Here is a 16,497-nt window from a genome sequence, read left to right as displayed (position 1 = left end):
CATGTCGCGCATGTGGGCGTGGGAAAGCGCGCCAACGCGTGGTCGGCGGGGTTCCGAGGGGGTGTCGTCAATGGTGCGCGGCACCGAACGAGGTCGGCAGGCACCGTTCGCGTGCGCGAAGCAGCGCGGCACCCAAGCGAGTGCGTGCCGCGCTTTCTAACTGCTTGAAAAGACTGGGAAATCGGCTGCGCCGGGCCTTCAGCTGAAGAATTCCTTGGCCTTGTCGAACCAGCCCTTGTCGGTAGGGCTGTGCTTGTCGCCGCCCTTCTTGAGCGATTCGTCGAGCTCCTTGAGCAGCTTGCGCTGGTGCTCGGTGAGCTTGACCGGCGTTTCGACGCGCACGTGGCAGTACAGGTCGCCCGGATAGCTGGAGCGCACGCCCTTGATGCCCTTACCGCGCAGGCGGAACTGCTTGCCGCTCTGGGTGCCGTCGGGAATGTCGATGGCGGCGGCGCCCTTGAGCGTGGGCACGCTGATCTCGCCGCCCAGCGCCGCGGTGGTCATGCTGACGGGCACGACGCAGTGCAGGTCGTCGCCGTCGCGCTCGAACAGCTCGTGCTTCTTGAGCCGGATCTCGATGTACAGGTCGCCCGGCGGCCCGCCGTTGGTGCCCGGTTCGCCGTTGCCGGTGCTGCGGATGCGCATGCCGTCGTCGATGCCGGCCGGGATCTTGACCTCGAGCGTCTTGTTGTTCTTGATCTTGCCCTGGCCATGGCACACGGTGCAGGGCTCGGGAATGATCTTGCCGCTGCCGTGGCAGGTGGGGCAGGTCTGCTGCACGCTGAAGAAGCCTTGGCGCATCTGCACGGCGCCGGCGCCGTGGCAGGTGGTGCAGGTGATGGGCTTGGTGCCAGGCTTGGCGCCGGTGCCCTTGCAGGTGCCGCAGTCGTCCCAGCTGGGGATGCGGATCTGCGCTTCCTTGCCCTCGGCCGCTTCTTCCAGCGTGACTTCCATCGCATAGCTCAGGTCGCTGCCGCGGAACACCTGGCGCCCGCCGCTGGTGCGCCCGCGCGCGCCGCCGAACACGTCGCCGAAGATGTCGCCAAAGGCCTCCGCAAAGCCGCCGAAGCCTTCGGCACCGGGGCCGCCGCGCATGTTGGGGTCGACGCCGGCGTGGCCGTACTGGTCGTAGGCCGCGCGCTTCTGCGCGTCAGACAGCATTTCGTAGGCTTCCTTGACCTCCTTGAACTTGGTCTCGGCGTCCTTGGTGGTGTCGCCGTGGTTGCGGTCCGGGTGGTGCTTCATCGCAAGCTTGCGATAAGCCTTCTTGATTTCCTCCTCGCTCGCGTTCTTGGGAACGCCGAGGGTTTCGTAGTAGTCGCGTTTTGTGGCCATGGCTGGTTCGGTCGGGGCGGGCGGGAAGCCGTAACTTGAAGCGAGAAAGGCTGGAACACCCGGTCAGGTGGTCCAGCCTCGTTCGAAGGACTGAAGATCAGCCCTTCTTGACTTCCTTGACCTCGGCGTCGACCACGTTGTCGTCGGCCGGTGCGCTTGCAGCTTCCGGGCCAGCAGCGGCACCCGGGCCGCCGGCGGCGCCTGCCGCGGCCTGCGCATCGGCATACATCTTTTCGCCGAGCTTCTGGCTTGCGGTCATCAGCGTGTTGGTCTTTTCCTCGATCGAGGCCTTGTCCTCGCCCTTGAGGGCTTCTTCCAGGTCCTTGATCGCGGCTTCGATCTTTTCCTTCTCGCCGGCGTCCAGGCTCGCGCCGTGTTCGCCGAGCGACTTCTTCACGCTGTGCACCATGGCTTCGCCCTGGTTGCGGGCCTGCGCGAGCTCGACCTTCTTCTTGTCCTCGGCCGCGTTGAGCTCGGCGTCCTTCACCATCTTCTGGATCTCGTCTTCCGACAGGCCCGAGTTCGCCTTGATGGTGATCTTGTTTTCCTTGCCGGTGCCCTTGTCCTTGGCGCCCACGTGCAGGATGCCGTTGGCGTCGATGTCGAAGCTCACCTCGATCTGCGGCGTGCCGCGCGCTGCCGGCGGGATGCCCTCGAGGTTGAATTCGCCCAGCAGCTTGTTGCCCGAGGCGATCTCGCGCTCGCCCTGGAACACCTTGATGGTCACGGCCGGCTGGTTGTCCTCGGCGGTGGAGAAGGTCTGCGCGAACTTCGTCGGGATCGTGGTGTTCTTCGTGATCATCTTGGTCATCACGCCGCCCATGGTCTCGATGCCGAGCGACAGCGGGGTCACGTCCAGCAGCAGCACGTCCTTGCGGTCGCCCGAGAGCACCTGGCCCTGGATGGCGGCGCCGACGGCCACGGCTTCATCGGGGTTCACGTCCTTGCGCGGCTCCTTGCCGAAGAAGGCCTTGACCTTTTCCTGCACCTTGGGCATGCGGGTCATGCCGCCGACCAGGATCACGTCGTTGATGTCCGACACGCTGATGCCGGCGTCCTTGATGGCCAGGCGGCAGGGCGCGATGGTGCGCTCGACCAGCTCGTCGACCAGGCTTTCGAGCTTGGCGCGCGTGAGCTTGATGTTCAGGTGCTTCGGACCCGAGGCGTCGGCCGTGATGTAGGGCAGGTTGATGTCGGTCTGCGCGCTGTTCGACAGCTCGATCTTGGCCTTTTCGGCGGCTTCCTTCAGGCGCTGCAGCGCGAGCACGTCCTTGCCCAGGTCCACGCCTTGCTCTTTCTTGAACTCGGCAATGATGTAGTCGATGATGCGCTGGTCGAAGTCTTCGCCGCCCAGGAAGGTGTCGCCGTTGGTCGACAGCACTTCGAACTGCTTCTCGCCGTCGACATCCGCGATTTCGATGATCGAGATGTCGAAGGTGCCGCCGCCCAGGTCATACACGGCGATCTTGCGGTCGGCCTTGTCCTGCTTGTCGAGGCCGAAGGCCAGCGCCGCGGCGGTGGGTTCGTTGATGATGCGCTTGACGTCCAGGCCGGCGATGCGGCCGGCGTCCTTGGTGGCCTGGCGCTGCGCGTCGTTGAAGTAGGCCGGCACCGTGATCACGGCTTCGGTCACGGGCTCGCCGAGATAGTCTTCGGCGGTCTTCTTCATCTTGCGCAGGATGTCGGCGCTGACCTGCTGGGGCGCGATCTTCTTGCCGCGCACTTCCACCCACGCGTCGCCGTTGTCGGCCTTCGCGATGGTGTAGGGCATCAGGTCGATGTCCTTCTGGACTTCCTTCTCCTCGAACTTGCGGCCGATCAGGCGCTTGATCGCGTACAGCGTGTTCTTGGGGTTGGTCACGGCCTGGCGCTTGGCCGAGGCACCGACCAGCACTTCGCCGTCTTCCTGGTAGGCCACGATCGACGGCGTGGTGCGCGCACCTTCCGAGTTCTCGATCACACGCGTGGTGTTGCCTTCCATGATCGACACGCACGAGTTGGTGGTGCCGAGGTCGATGCCGATGATCTTTGCCATGTTCTTACTCCTGAAAGCCTGAAAAATATGTTGTTATGAACTTGTGGATAACCCGGCGCGATTCAAGGTATGAAGCGGGGATTTCCTGTGGGAATCGTGTGTACCGCGCCGCTTACTTGGGGGCGCTGACCGTGACCAGCGCCGGGCGCAGCACGCGGTCGTTGATGGTGTAGCCCTTCTGGAGCACGGTCACCACGGTGTTGGGCTCCTGCTCGGGAGCGGGCACCACCGAGATGGCCTGGTGCTGGTGCGGGTCGAACTTGGCGCCGGGGGCCGGGGCCACCTCGATCACCTTGTTGCGTTCGAGCGCGCTCTTGAGCTGGCGCAGCGTGGCTTCGGCGCCTTCGCGGATCTGCTCGGGCGTGGCGTCCTTGACGGCCAGGCCGGCTTCGAGGCTGTCGGTCACCGGCAGCAGGCTCTCGGCGAAGGCTTCGACCGCGAACTTGCGCGCCTTGGTGATCTCGTCGTCGGCGCGGCGGCGGGCGTTCTGGACGTCGGCCTGGGCGCGCAGGTACTGGTCGGACAGCTCGGCGTTCTTGGCCTGCAGGGCAGCGAGTTCGCCCTGTGCCACGGCCAGCGCATCCTGCGCCTCCGCTTCGTTGGCAGCCTGTGCGGCTTCCAGTTCTTCGGGGCTTGGCTCGCCTTGCAGCATTTGCGAATTCTGTGCGGATTGTTGCGGGTCAGACATTTTTCAAAGAACCGGCGGGGGGCCGGGAAACAAACGATAGCCAGCCACTTGGGGCTGGTCAGGGGCTTTTCAAGCGAAAAAATGCGGCCGGAAGGCCGCAACGGGGACAAAAGCGCCGACGGGAGGGCGTAGCGGCACGCAGCGCGCGCGGCCCCCGGGGGCGAGTTCAGTGCGCGTCGAGCAGCTCGACGTCGAACTTGAGGGTGGCGTTCGGGGGGATCACGCCGCCTGCGCCGCGTGCGCCATAGCCCAGCGAAGCGGGAATGATCAGCGTGCGCTTGCCGCCGATCTTCATGCCGGCAACGCCTTCGTCCCAGCCCTTGATGACCTGGCCTGCGCCCAGCGAGAACGCGAACGGGTCGTTGCGGTCGCGGCTCGAGTCGAACTTGGCGCCTTGCACGCCGTCGTTGTAGAGCCAGCCGGTGTAGTGCACGTGCACGTGCTGGCCGGCCTTGGCTTCTGCGCCGTCGCCCACGGTGGTGTCTTCGTATTGCAGGCCGGAGGGAGTGGTAGGCATGTTGAACGCTCCTTGCGTCAATGGGAGGATGGAAGGTGGATGGATAAACGGACCGAAGGCGCGGAGTTTACCGACGCCCCGGCAGCGGCCCGGCCGGCCTGCTCAATTGCCAGTGTCAAGAGGCGGGACGGAGGAGGGCGGGGAGGGCGCCGCAGGCGGGGCGGAGGGCGGGGCGCCCGGGGAAGAGGACGAAGGGGGCGCCGAAGGCGAAGACGAAGGCGATGAAGGCACAGCAGGCGTGGGCGCCGCCGGTGCCGCGGCCTTCTTGACCTGGCCCAGCTGCCATTTGCCCGCGAAGGCCTGCAGGTCCGAGAGCCGCTTGAGAAGGTCCTGTCCGCTCACCGTGAGGCTGTAGCCGTCGCCGCCGTGGCTCACGAGGCCCGCCTCGCGCAGTTCCTTGATGCGGGTGTTGAGCGTGTTGGGGGTGATGCTGCCGACGCTGTCCTGCAGCAGCCGGAAGGTCTGGGCATGGCCGTCGCGCAGCGCCCAGAGCACGCGAAGTGCGTAGCGGGCCTCGAGAAGCGCAAGCAGCTGGCTGACGGCTGCGTTTTCCTTGGTACTCATCGACATCATCTCCTCGGGGCTGGGCGGGCCGTCGGTCCTGGGCAGGGCCGGTGCCTCGCGTTCTTGTTGGCTCGCTATCAGGGACCGCGCATTGCGTCGGCGACTATAGCGCAAGGATCACGATGCTACTAGTTTTATAGCTACGGGTGCATGCTGCATGCGGGCCGTGAGACAAAGCTTCACAAATTCGCGAAATTGGCCATGGCCTCGCCCAGCCGGACCGGCCGGGTGGGCGCCCAGTCGGGGTTGAAGGCCAGCGGGGGCGGCGGGAACAGCATGACGACGGTGGAGCCGAGCAGGAAGCGGCCCATCTCCTCGCCCTGCTTGAGCAGGATCTGCTGGTCGGCGTAGTGCCATTCGCGCAGCTCGCCGCCGCGCGGCGGATTGACCACGCCGTGCCACACGGTCGCCATGCTGCCGACGATGGTGGCACCCACCAGCACCAGCACGAAAGGCCCGTGCGCCGATTCGAAGACGCACACCACGCGCTCGTTGCGCGCGAACAGCCCGGGCACGCCGCGCGCGGTGACCGGGTTGACCGAGAACAGGTCGCCGGGCACGTGGATCATGCGCACCAGGCGCCCGTCGCAGGGCATGTGGATGCGGTGGTAGTCCTTCGGGCTCAGATACAGCGTGGCAAAGCTGCCATGCGCGAAGCGCGCCGCGAGCACCGCGTCGCCGCCGACCAGCGCGGTGGTCGTGTAGTTGTGGCCCTTGGCCTGGAAGATCTGGTCGCCCTCGATGGCGCCGAACTGGCTGATCGCGCCGTCCACCGGGCACACGAGGTCGGCCTGCGCAAGAGGCCGCACGCCGGGCTTGAGCGCGCGCGTGAAGAACTGGTTGAAGCTCTTGTAGTGGTTGATGTCGGATTCGAGCGCCTCGCCCATGTCGACACCGTACTTGGCAACGAAGCGCCGGATGATCCAGGTGGTGACGGCGCCGCGTTCCTTGCCCGCGACCCAGCCGGCGAAGTTCGTCAGGGCCTGCTTGGGGAACAGGTATTGGGGCAGTACGGCAGAGCGGTCGGACACGTGTGGGAGGCCTGGAATGCCTGGAGTGCGAATCGGAGGGGCATTCTATAAAGCGCCCGGCAGCCCGGGCGTAGGAGGCTTCCCTTGTATCCGGCGCGCCGTTTCCCGGTTGGCGTCAGTCCGCCTTGATGCCCGCGGCCTTGATCACCTGCGCCCACTTCTCGACCTCGGCCTTCTGGAAGGCCGCGATCTTTGCCGTGGAGAGGTCGGCCGGCTCCATGCCGAAGCCCTTGAGCTTTTCCTGCATCTCGGGCGTTGCGAGGATCTTGCGGATCTCGGTGTGCAGCCGCTCGACGATGGGCGCCGGCGTACCCGCGGGCACGAAGATCGCCTGCCACGACAGCACCTCGAAGTCCTGCAATCCCGCAATGCCGGATTCCGCGACCGTCGGCACGTCGGGCATCGAGGCCAGGCGCTTGGCCGAGGTCACGGCAATGGCGCGCAGCTTGCCGCTCTGGATGTGCGGACCCGCCACCACGGTGGTGTCGAACATCATGTCGACCTGGCCGCCGATCACGTCCTGGATCGCCGGGCCGCTCCCCTTGTAGGGAATGTGCGTGAACTTCACGCCCGACTTGAACGCCAGCAGCTCGAGCGACAGGTGCTGCGAGGTGCCGGTGCCGGCCGAGGCCGACGAGAGCCCGCCCGACTTGGTCTTGCTGGCTTCCAGCACGTCCTTCAGCGTCTTGTAGGGGCTGGCCTGGTTGACCACCAGCACCAGCGGGTTGGTGCCGATCAGCGTCACCGGCGCGAACGACTTCTGCGGGTCGTAGCCGAGCTTCGGATACAGGCTCACGTTGATCGCGTGCGAGCTGATCGTGCCGCCCACCATCATGAAGCCGTCGGGCGCTGCGCGCGAGCCGATTTCCGAGCCCACGCTGCCGCCGGCGCCGCCCTTGTTGTCGATGATCACGCTCGTGCCCAGCACCGGGCCGAGCTTCTGGCCGATCAGGCGGGCCAGCACGTCGGTGGTGCCGCCCGCGGGAAAGGGCACGAGGTAGGTGATGGCCTTGCCCGTGGGCCAGTTGCCGGGGCCCTGCGCGAACGCGGGCAGGCCCGCGGCGAGCGAAGAGGCGAGGGCGGTGCGAATCAATGTGCGGCGTTGCATTGCAATATCTCCTTTGATGATGTGGATGGCGGCCGCCACCTCAGGGTGCGTCTACGATCTCGATCCAGTTCGGGTTCTTGCCCGCGGTGACGCGCGATGGCTTGCCCAGCGCGCCGGTGGCCGAGTCGATGGGGTACAGCGAAATGCCGTGCGACTCCTGCCCGGCGGCAATCAGGTAGCGGCCGCTCGAATCGATCGCGAAGCCGCGCGGCCCTTTCTCGGTCGGCGTCTGGCCGAGCGGCTGCAGCTGGCCGCTCGCCGCGTCCACCTTGAACGCCGAGAGCGTGCTCGAGGTGCGCTCCGAGGCGTACAGGTAGCGCCCGTCGGGCGTCAGGTGCAGGTCGGCCGCCCAGGGCTTGCCCGTGAAGCCCGGCGGCAGCGTGGTGGTGCTCTGCTCCAGCTTGAGCGTGCCGCGCGCCGCGTCCCAGGCGTACACGTGCAGGGACGCGTCGAGCTCGTTCAGCAGGTAGACGTGCCGCTGCGCCTTGTCCCAAACGAAGTGGCGCGGTCCCGACTTGGCGGTGCTCATGGTCAGCGGCGGATCATTGGCCGCGAGCAGCCCCTTGTCCGCATCGAAGCGCCAGCTCGACACGTTGTCGCCGCCCAGGCTGGTGGCGAGCACGAAGCGGTTGTTCGCATCGGCGTGGACCGCGTGCGCGTTCGGGCCCGTCTGCACCAGCTGCTGGATCGGCCCCACCGCGCCGTCCTTGCCGATGGCGTTGACCGAGATCTTGCCGCCCTGGTAGGAGGCCGCGAAGAGCCACTTGCCGCTCGCGTCGAGGTCGATGTTGGCCATGCTGTCGGCCAGCGGCGCCTCGCCGAGCTTCTGCAGCTTGCCGGTGGCCGCGTCGATCGACATGCTGACCACGCGGAATGGCTGGGAGCGCAGCGCGGCGTAGAGCACGCGCTTGTCGGGGCTCACGGCCATCGGCATGACCGTGCCGCCGACGTTGAGCGTCTGCACCGGCTTGAGCACGCCCTCGGTGCGGTCCAGCTCGAGCACGGAGATCTCCTGGCTGTCGGCGTTGGACACGTAGACCCAGGTGGCGGCCCAGGCTTGGCCCATGGCGGCCACGGACAGCAGCGCGGCCGCGCCCTGGAGCGCGCGAAGGATGGGAGTGCGGTGGTTCATGGCTTGATGTTGAGCTTGGCGATCAGCGCCTTGAAGTAGGCGTTGTCCTTGGCCAGGGTTTCCTTGAACACCGCGCCGTCGGTGTAGACGTAGCCGAGGTTCTGCCGGTCCATCACCTCGTGCATGAGCGGCTCGGCGGCCGTCTTGGCCGTGATCTCGCGCAGCTTGGCCATCACTTCGGGCGGCGTGTTCTTGGGGGCGCCGAGGCCGCGCCAGGTGCCGATCGACAGGTCGATGCCGCGCTCCTTGGCGGTGGGCACCTTGTCGAAGCCCTTTACGCGCTTGTCGGCCATGACCATCAGCACCTTGAGCTTGCCGGACTGCACATGCGTCGTGACCTCGGCCGGGCTCACCGCCACGGCCTCGATGTGCCCGCCCAGCAGCGCCAGCACCGCGGGCGCCGCACCCTGGAACGGGATGTGGCCGAACCTGGCGCCGGTCTTGTCCTCGAGCGCCGCGGCGGCCAGGTGCCAGATCGAGCCGTTGCCCGAGTTGCCGACGCGCACGCTCTCGGGCGACTTCTTCGCCGCCGCGAGGAATTCCTCGATCGTGTTCCACGGCGCATCGGCCTTGACGGTGATGGCGGCCGGGTCGGCGTTGAGCTGCGCGATCGGCTGGAAGTCGTCGTAGTTGAACTTGGCCAGGCCCAGGTGCGGCAGCGTCAGCAGTTCCACCGTGAGCACCGCGAGCTTGTAGCCGTCGGGCTTGGCGTTGATCACCTCGGTCCAGCCGATGGCGCCGCCCGCGCCCGGGCGGTTGACGATCACGATGCTCTGCGAAATGTGCTTGCGGCTGGCCTCGGAGAAGGCGCGCGCCAGGCCGTCGGTGCCGCCGCCCGGCTGGTAGGGCACCAGCAGCTCGATCGTGCGGTTCGGAAAGTCGCCGGCCTGCGCCGCGGCAGTCGCGGCGAACCCGAGCGACAGGGCGGCCGCAGCCGAAAGGGTGGCGAGGCCGCCAAGGAATCTGCTTCTCTTCATGAGGTGTTGTCTCCGTTATTGATCTGATTCCGGTGTCTCGAAAAAGCGCGCCTGCCGCGTCAGGGCATGTACTGCCCGCCGTTCACTTCGATCACCTGGCCCGTCACGTAGCCCGAGAGCTGCTCCGAAGCCAGGTAGAGGAAGGCGCCCACGCATTCGTCGGGCGTGCCGATGCGGCCCATGGGAATGGCGGTGCGGAACGATTCGAGCATGGCGGGCGTCGAGAAGCGGTCCTGGAACGGCGTCTGGATGACGCCCGGTGCCACGGCGTTCACGCGGATCCTGTCGCCGACGAGTTCCCGGGCGAGCCCGTGCGTGGCCGTGCTCACGAAGCCCTTGGAGCCCGCATACAGGTAGGCGCCCGGCCCGCCGCCGGTGCGCGCCGCGACCGAGGTCACGTTGATGATGTTGCCGCCGCCGTGCGTGCGCATCAGCGGCACCGCCTCGCGCGCAAACGCGAGCACCGAGCGTGCGTTGATGTGCATCACCTCGTCGAACAGCGCATCGTCGAACTCGGCGATGGGCACGCGCTTGACCAGGCTGCCGGCGTTGTTCACCAGCACGTCGATGCGGCCGAGGCGCGATGCCGCCTGCTTGACGCACTCGCGGATCGCGCCCGTGTCGCGCACGTCGGCCTGCAGCGTGAAGGCGTCGCCGCCGGCCTGGCGGATGGTCTCGGCGACCTGGTTGGCGGCATCGGCCGAGCTGTTGTAGTGCACCGCCACGCGCATGCCGCGCGCCGCGAACGCAATGGCCACGGCGGCGCCGATGCCGGTGCTGGCGCCGGTGACGAGTGCGGTCTTGCCCTTGAGGTCTTCCATGGTGTTTCCTTTCGAAGTCAGGTCACGGGGGCTGGGTTGAACAGCACCAGCGCGTTGTGCAGCTTCCACTGTTCGGCCCAGGTCTTCTTGCGGCCGCTGGCCACGTCGAGCATCAGGCGGAACATCTCCCAGCCGATGTCCTCGATGGTGGCGTCGCCGTCGGCGATGCGGCCCGCGTTCACGTCCATCAGGTCGTGCCAGCGGCGCGCCAGGTCGCTGCGCGTGGCCACCTTGATCACCGGCACCTCGGCCAGGCCGTAGGGCGTGCCGCGGCCGGTGGTGAACACATGCAGGTTCATGCCGGCGGCCAGCTGCAGCGTGCCGCAGATGAAGTCGCTGGCGGGCGTGGCGGCGTAGAGCAGGCCCTTTTGCTTCGCTTTCTCGCCCGGCGCAACCACGCCCGAGATCGGCGCGCTGCCGCTCTTGACGATCGAGCCCATCGCCTTTTCGACGATGTTCGAGAGCCCGCCCTTCTTGTTGCCGGGCGTGGTGTTGGCGCTGCGGTCGACGCGGCCGCGGTCCAGGTAGGCGTCGTACCAGGCCATCTCGCGGATCATGGCCTCGGCCACCTCGGGCGTGGTGGCGCGCGAGGTGAGCTGGTCGATGCCGTCGCGCACCTCGGTCACTTCCGAGAACATCACGGTGGCGCCGGCGCGCACCAGCAGGTCGGTGCAAAAGCCGACGGCCGGATTGGCTGTGACGCCCGAGAAGGCATCGCTGCCGCCGCACTGCACGCCCACCACCAGCTCGCTCGCGGGCACGGTCTCGCGCCGGCGGGCGTTGAGCCGCTCCAGGTGCTCTTCGGCCTGCCGCATGATCGAATCGATCATCGACATGAAGCCGACGTGCGCGTCGTCCTGCAGGCACACCACGTCGAGCTTGGCGTTGGCTGTTTCGCCGACGTCGGCCACGTTGCGCTCGTCCACCAGCGCGATACTGCCGGGCGGCAGCAGGCGCTCGGGCTGCAGCTTCTCGCAGCCCAGGCTGATGACCATCACCTCGCCGCCGAAGTTCGGGTTGAGGCTGATGTTGCGCAGCGTGCGGATCGGGATGACGGCGTCGGGCGCATCGATGGCCACGCCGCAGCCGTAGCTGTGCGAGAGGCCCACCACGTCGTCGACGTTGGGGTACTTGGGCAGCAGCTCGGTCTTGATGCGCTGCACGGCAAAGTCGACCACGCCCGCCACGCACTGTACGGTCTGCGTGATGGCGAGGATGTTGCGCGTGCCCACCGAGCCGTCGAGGTTGCGGTAGCCCTCGAAGGTGTAGCCCTCGAGCGGCGGCTGCACGGGCGGTTTGACGGTGGCGATCGGCAGGCCTTCGAGCTCGCGCGCGGCGGGCATCTGCAGCAGGCGTTCGTGCACCCAGCTGCCGGCCGGGATCGGCTTCAGGGCATAGCCGATCGGCACGTTGTAGCGCCGCACCACGCCGCCTTCGGGAATGTCCTCGAGCGCCACCTTGTGCGCCTGGGGCACCTTGTCGACCAGCACCAGGCCGGACGCGAGCACGGTGCCGGCGGGCAGGCCGCCGTCGTTGGCCACGATGGCGACGTTGTCCGCCGCGTGCATGCGGATGAAGTGCGGTGCTCGGGTGTTCGGATCGGTCATCGCGGAACCTCTGTCTTGCTTTGTGCTGCCGTTACTTCACGACCATGAACATGCTCGGCAGCCAGGTCGAGAAGGCCGGCACGAAGGTGACCACCGCGAGCGCGAAGATCAGCGCACCGTAGAACGGCCAGATGGTCTTCATCACCGTGCCCACCGACACGCCGCCAATCGCACAGCCCACGAACTGCGTGGTGCCCACCGGCGGCGTGTTCAGGCCGAGCGCGCAGTTGATCAGCATCACGATGCCGAACTGCACCGAGCTCATGCCGTAGTGCTGTGCAATGGGCAGGAAGATCGGCGTGCACAGCAGGATCGTTGCCGCCATGTCGAGGAAGGTGCCCAGCACGAACAGGATGATGTTGATGAGCAGGAAGATCACCCACGGCGTGCTCGTGATCTGCGACAGCATCTGGCCCGTGAGTTCGGCCACGCCGTACAGGCTGATCAGGTAGCCGAAGGTGCTGGAGATGCCGATCAGCAGCAGGATCACGCCGGTGGTGCGCACCGCCTTCGAGGCCGCCTTGACGAAGTGCTCCCACTTCAGCGTGCGGTAGACGAAGATGGTGAGCGCCAGCGCATAGAGCACCGCCACGGCCGCCGACTCGGTCGCCGTGAAGACGCCCGACAGGATGCCCCCGAGGATCAGCACCACGATGAACAGGCCCGGCAGCGCCGCCGCGAACGAGCGCGCCACGATGGCCCAGCCCGGAAAGCTGCCGGCCGGGTAGCCGCGCTTCACCGCCACCAGGTAGGCGGCCGCGAGGTTGCTGAGCGTGAGCACCGCCGCCGGCAGCAGCGCCGCCAGGATCAGCGCCGCGATCGACACCTTGCCGCCCGCCGCGAGCGAATAGATGATCAGGTTGTGGCTGGTCGGCATCAGCGCGCCGACCAGGGCCGCATGGGTCGTCACGTTGACCGCGTAGTCGGCGTGGTAGCCCTCCTTCTTCATCATCGGGATCATCACGGCGCCCATGGCCGAGACGTCCGCCACGGGCGAGCCCGAGACGCCGCCGAACAGCGTGCAGGCCACCACGTTCGACATGCCGAGGCCGCCGCGCACGTGGCCCACGACGTTGCGCGCGAAGTTGACGATGCGGTCCGCAATGCCGCCGTAGAGCATCAGCTCGCCGGCAAAGATGAAGAACGGAATCGCAAGGAACGAGAAGATGCCCATGCCGGAGGTCATCTGCTGGAAACCGACTTCCAGCGGAAGGCCTTCATACAGCAGCGTGGACAGGGCCGAGAGGCCGATCGAGAAAGCGACCGGCACGCCCAGCAGCAGGAAGAGCGTGAACGAGAGGCAAAGAATGAGCAGAGGAATCGTCATGATGCGGTTCAGGCCCAGGCGGGTTCGACTTCGCGGCCTTGGGCGAGCGCGATGATGTGTTCGATGGAGAACATCACGATGAGAACGCCGGCCACGGAGGCGGGCACGTATTTCCAGCCCTCGGAGATCCAGAGCGTGGGCAGCCGGTAGTCCCACACCGATTCGGCGAGGGAGGCGCAATTCCAGGCCATGGCCAGGCCGAACACGAGGATCAGTGCGTGGATCAGGTATTCCATCTTCAGCCGCAGCCAGTCGGGCGCGAGCACGAGGAAGGATTCGAGGCCGATGTGGCCCGCGTCGCGCACGCCGACGGCGACGCCGAACATCGTGACGTAGAGCACCAGCAGCAGCGCCAGGCTTTCAGCCCAGGTGGGGGTGTTGTTGAGCACGTAGCGGCCGAACACCTGCCAGCTCACGGCGCAGATCACCGCGACGAGCCCGAGGATGCCCAACCACATGCAGGCACGGGCGAGGGTGCGGCAAAGTTTGGTGTACATAGATTTCTTTGCCCTTCCCCCGGAGGGGGAAGGAAGGGGAGGAGCCAGGTCGAGGAGGCGGACTTACTTCGTGTCCTGCACGCGCTTGACCAGGTCCTTGAGCTTCGCGTCCGTGATGAACTTGTCATACACCGGCTTCATCGCGGCCTGGAACGGGGCCTTGTCGACTTCGATGATCTCGGCGCCGCCGGCCTTCACCGTGGCGAGCGACTTGATCTCGCGCTCTTCCCACTGCTTGCGCATGTAGGGCACCGATTCCTTGGCGGCCTGGCGGATCCAGCCCTGCTCCTCGGCCGAGAGCTTGTCCCACGCGCGCTTGGAGAACAGCAGCATCTCGGGTGCCATCGAATGCTCGGTCTTGCTGTAGTACTTGGCCACTTCGAAGGCGCGGGCGCTTTCGTAGGTCGGGTAGTTGTTTTCGGCGGCGTCGATCAGGCCGGTCTTCAGGCCCGTGTAGACCTCGCCCATGGGCATCGGCGTGGCGTTGGCGCCCATGGCCTCGAGCATCGACACCCACAGGTCGGACTGCTGCACGCGCACCTTCAGGCCCTTCATGTCGGCAAAGCTGCGCACCGGCTTCTTGGCCGTGAACATCGAGCGCGCGCCGCTGTCGTAGTAGGCGAGGCCGACGAAGCCCTGCTTCTCGCACGACTTCAGGATCTCTTCGCCGATCGGGCCGTCGAGCACCTTGTGCAGGTGGTCCACCGAGCGGAACAGGAAGGGCATGGTCGGCACCTGCGTCTCGGCGCAGATGTTGTTCATCGGGGCGATGTTCACGCGCACCATCTGCAGCGCGCCGATCTTGGTCTGCTCGATGGTGTCCTTCTCGCTGCCGAGCGAACTGTTGTTGAACACCTTGATGCTGTGCTTGCCGCCGGAGAGCGCCTTGAGCCGCTCGCCCATGAACTTGACCGCGGTCACGGTCGGGTAGTCGTCGGGATGGATGTCTGCCGAGCGGAACTCGGTGGCGCTGGCAGCCAGTGTGGTGAGCGCGGCTGCGGCGCCGACGGCAAGTGCGATCAGGGTCTTGTGGAGCTTCATTGTCTCGTCCTCTGCGTGGTGGTTGTCGTGAAAAAAGAAAGAAAGAAGAAAAAGGGTCAGCCGCCGAACGCCGGCTCGGGAACGCCCGCCACGCCGGGCCGCAGCGCGAACACGCCACCGGCCAGGGGCTGGTCCGACAGGTCGACGCCGCCGGGCCGGATCGAGGTGACGAAGAGCGTGTCGAGCGCGGGGCCGCCGAAGGCGCACATCGCGGGCTTCTTCACCGGCACTTCGAGCGAGCGGTCGAGCCGGCCCTGGGGTGTGAAGCGGTGCACCAGGCCCGCGTCGTTGCCGCAGATCCAGTAGCAGCCGTCGGCGTCCATGGCCGCGCCGTCGGGGCGGCCGGGCAGCGGCTTCATGTCGGCGAACAGGCGGCGGTTGTGCGGCGTGCCGGTGTCGGTGTCGTAGTCGAAGGACCAGATGGCCTGCACCGCGGGATGCGAATCCGAGAGGTACATCGTGCGGCCGTCGGGACTGAAGGCAAGCCCGTTGGGCACGATGAAGTCGTCCAGCCGCATGGCGGCGCCGGCACTGCCCTTGGCGTAGCTGTAGAGCCGGCCGACGCGCGCGCCGGCAGCCATGTCCTGCAGCATCGTGCCGGCCCAGAAGCGGCCCTGGCGGTCGCAGCGGCCGTCGTTGAAGCGCATCGCGAGCACGGCATGCGCCACGGGTGCGAGCGCGGTGGCGGCCAGCGTGCCGCCGGCCTGCGGCGCGAGCGAGAAGAGGCCGCTTTCCATGCCGGCGATCCAGGCGCCGGGCGCATCGGCGCGCGGCGCGATGCAGGCGATCATTTCGTCCGCATGCCACTGGGCATGGCCTTCGCTCGCATGCCAGCGGTTCAGCGTGCGCGCCGGAATGTCGACCCAGTAGAGCGCCTGCTCCGCGGCATGCCACACCGGGCTTTCGCCGGTGCCGTTGCGCGCATCGAAGACGAGCTCAGCCTGCATCGCCGAACGGTCCCTGTGCCGTGAAGGCGCCGCCCTGGTAGATGGCGTTGGGATCGGTCGGCGCCACGGGCGGCTGCGCCTCGACCTTGTCGCGGAACACCTCGGAGCTGTCCTGCGGCACGAAGCCCAGGTGGGCGGCGGCGCTGTTGTCCCACCAGACGTCGCGGTTGTCGGACATGCCGTAGACCACCGTGTGCTTCACGCCGGGCGTGAAGAGCGACTTCTCGAGCAGCGTGGTCAGGTCGCGGTAGCTGAGCCAGGTGCTCATCATCCGGCGGTTGAGCGGCTCGGGAAAGGACGAGCCGATGCGGATGCTCACCGTCTCGATGCCCCAGCGGTCGAAATAGAACTGCGCCATGTCCTCGCCGAAGGACTTCGACAGGCCGTAGTAGCCGTCGGGCCGGCGCGGGGCGTGGGCGTCGATGTGCTCGCTCTGCTTGTAGAAGCCGATCACGTGGTTGGAGCTTGCGAACACCACGCGCTTCACGCCGTGGCGGCGCGCGGCTTCGTAGACGTTGAAGACGCCCTTGATGTTGGCCTCGAGGATTTCCTCGAACGGCCGCTCGACCGAAACGCCGCCCAGGTGCACGATGGCGCTGCAGCCCTCGACCAGTGCGTGGACCGCGGCCTTGTCCGAAAGATCGCAGGGCACGACTTCTTCGTGCGCGCCCTCGGAAGGGGAGAGGGCGGCAATGTCGGAAAGGCGCAAGATCCGGGCGTAGGGGCGCAGGCGTTCGCGCAGGACCTTGCCCAGTCCGCCGGCGGCGCCGGTCAGCAGAATCCGGTGGAGCGGGGTGTTGGGGGCTTGATGGGACGTCGACATTTTTGCTGGCCTGAGAAGTTATCTGTTGTCGTACAACTAATGCGGGA

Annotated in this window: 16 protein-coding genes; all 16 read right to left on the bottom strand. The window is 66.9% G+C overall.

Features of this window, described 5'->3' with window-relative positions; all coding sequences use genetic code 11:
• Positions 1-198: 198 nt before the first annotated feature.
• A complete protein-coding gene (gene dnaJ, locus AC1DMS_RS09695) occupies positions 199-1,335 on the bottom strand; it encodes a molecular chaperone DnaJ (protein ID WP_012746853.1) in 1,137 nt (378 codons plus the stop codon).
• 97 nt (positions 1,336-1,432) lie between these two features.
• Complete coding sequence (gene dnaK, locus AC1DMS_RS09690) at positions 1,433-3,370, bottom strand: molecular chaperone DnaK (RefSeq protein ID WP_012746854.1); 1,938 nt, start codon at positions 3,368-3,370, stop codon at positions 1,433-1,435.
• Positions 3,371-3,482: 112 nt separating this feature from the next.
• On the bottom strand, positions 3,483-4,058 hold the full coding sequence (gene grpE / locus AC1DMS_RS09685; protein ID WP_027730027.1) for a nucleotide exchange factor GrpE: 576 nt from the start codon (positions 4,056-4,058) through the stop codon (positions 3,483-3,485).
• 166 nt (positions 4,059-4,224) lie between these two features.
• A complete protein-coding gene (locus AC1DMS_RS09680; RefSeq protein WP_012746856.1) occupies positions 4,225-4,575 on the bottom strand; it encodes an FKBP-type peptidyl-prolyl cis-trans isomerase in 351 nt (116 codons plus the stop codon).
• A 102-nt stretch (positions 4,576-4,677) separates the two neighbouring features.
• Complete coding sequence (locus AC1DMS_RS09675; protein ID WP_478180929.1) at positions 4,678-5,139, bottom strand: winged helix-turn-helix transcriptional regulator; 462 nt, start codon at positions 5,137-5,139, stop codon at positions 4,678-4,680.
• Positions 5,140-5,318: 179 nt separating this feature from the next.
• Positions 5,319-6,170 (bottom strand): archaetidylserine decarboxylase, encoded by an 852-nt coding sequence (asd, locus tag AC1DMS_RS09670; protein ID WP_478180928.1) that lies wholly within the window; start codon positions 6,168-6,170, stop codon positions 5,319-5,321.
• Between the two features lie 115 nt (positions 6,171-6,285).
• Positions 6,286-7,278, bottom strand: a complete 993-nt coding sequence (locus AC1DMS_RS09665) for a Bug family tripartite tricarboxylate transporter substrate binding protein (RefSeq protein WP_012746859.1) — start codon at positions 7,276-7,278, stop codon at positions 6,286-6,288.
• A gap of 40 nt (positions 7,279-7,318) precedes the next feature.
• Positions 7,319-8,410, bottom strand: coding sequence for a lactonase family protein (locus AC1DMS_RS09660; protein WP_478180927.1), 1,092 nt, complete (start codon positions 8,408-8,410; stop codon positions 7,319-7,321).
• Positions 8,407-9,387, bottom strand: coding sequence for a tripartite tricarboxylate transporter substrate binding protein (locus AC1DMS_RS09655; protein ID WP_278878931.1), 981 nt, complete (start codon positions 9,385-9,387; stop codon positions 8,407-8,409). Before AC1DMS_RS09655 ends, AC1DMS_RS09660 begins: the two co-directional genes overlap by 4 nt.
• 59 nt (positions 9,388-9,446) lie before the next feature.
• The gene (locus AC1DMS_RS09650; protein ID WP_436035460.1) at positions 9,447-10,208 is read right to left on the bottom strand and encodes an SDR family NAD(P)-dependent oxidoreductase; all 762 of its coding nucleotides are present in this window, start codon (positions 10,206-10,208) and stop codon (positions 9,447-9,449) included.
• Between the two features lie 17 nt (positions 10,209-10,225).
• Positions 10,226-11,815 carry a galactarate dehydratase gene (garD, locus tag AC1DMS_RS09645; protein WP_278878935.1) on the bottom strand — a complete coding sequence of 530 codons (1,590 nt, stop codon included), beginning with the start codon at positions 11,813-11,815 and terminating at the stop codon, positions 10,226-10,228.
• Between the two features lie 31 nt (positions 11,816-11,846).
• Entirely contained in the window at positions 11,847-13,142 is a 1,296-nt protein-coding gene (locus AC1DMS_RS09640) for a TRAP transporter large permease (RefSeq protein ID WP_012746864.1), read from the bottom strand.
• A gap of 8 nt (positions 13,143-13,150) precedes the next feature.
• Positions 13,151-13,639: a TRAP transporter small permease gene (locus tag AC1DMS_RS09635; RefSeq protein ID WP_012746865.1), complete on the bottom strand. Its 489-nt coding sequence runs from the start codon at positions 13,637-13,639 to the stop codon at positions 13,151-13,153.
• A 63-nt stretch (positions 13,640-13,702) separates the two neighbouring features.
• Positions 13,703-14,680: a TRAP transporter substrate-binding protein gene (locus AC1DMS_RS09630; RefSeq protein WP_012746866.1), complete on the bottom strand. Its 978-nt coding sequence runs from the start codon at positions 14,678-14,680 to the stop codon at positions 13,703-13,705.
• A 56-nt stretch (positions 14,681-14,736) separates the two neighbouring features.
• Positions 14,737-15,627: an SMP-30/gluconolactonase/LRE family protein gene (locus tag AC1DMS_RS09625; protein WP_478180926.1), complete on the bottom strand. Its 891-nt coding sequence runs from the start codon at positions 15,625-15,627 to the stop codon at positions 14,737-14,739.
• Entirely contained in the window at positions 15,617-16,450 is an 834-nt protein-coding gene (locus tag AC1DMS_RS09620) for an NAD-dependent epimerase/dehydratase family protein (RefSeq protein WP_278878940.1), read from the bottom strand. Before AC1DMS_RS09620 ends, AC1DMS_RS09625 begins: the two co-directional genes overlap by 11 nt.
• Between the last annotated feature and the right edge of the window lie 47 nt (positions 16,451-16,497).

The organism is Variovorax sp. 05T418, from assembly GCF_056396385.1.
Note: the sequence above shows the minus strand (reverse complement) of the source record. Positions and strands in the feature narration are given on the sequence as shown.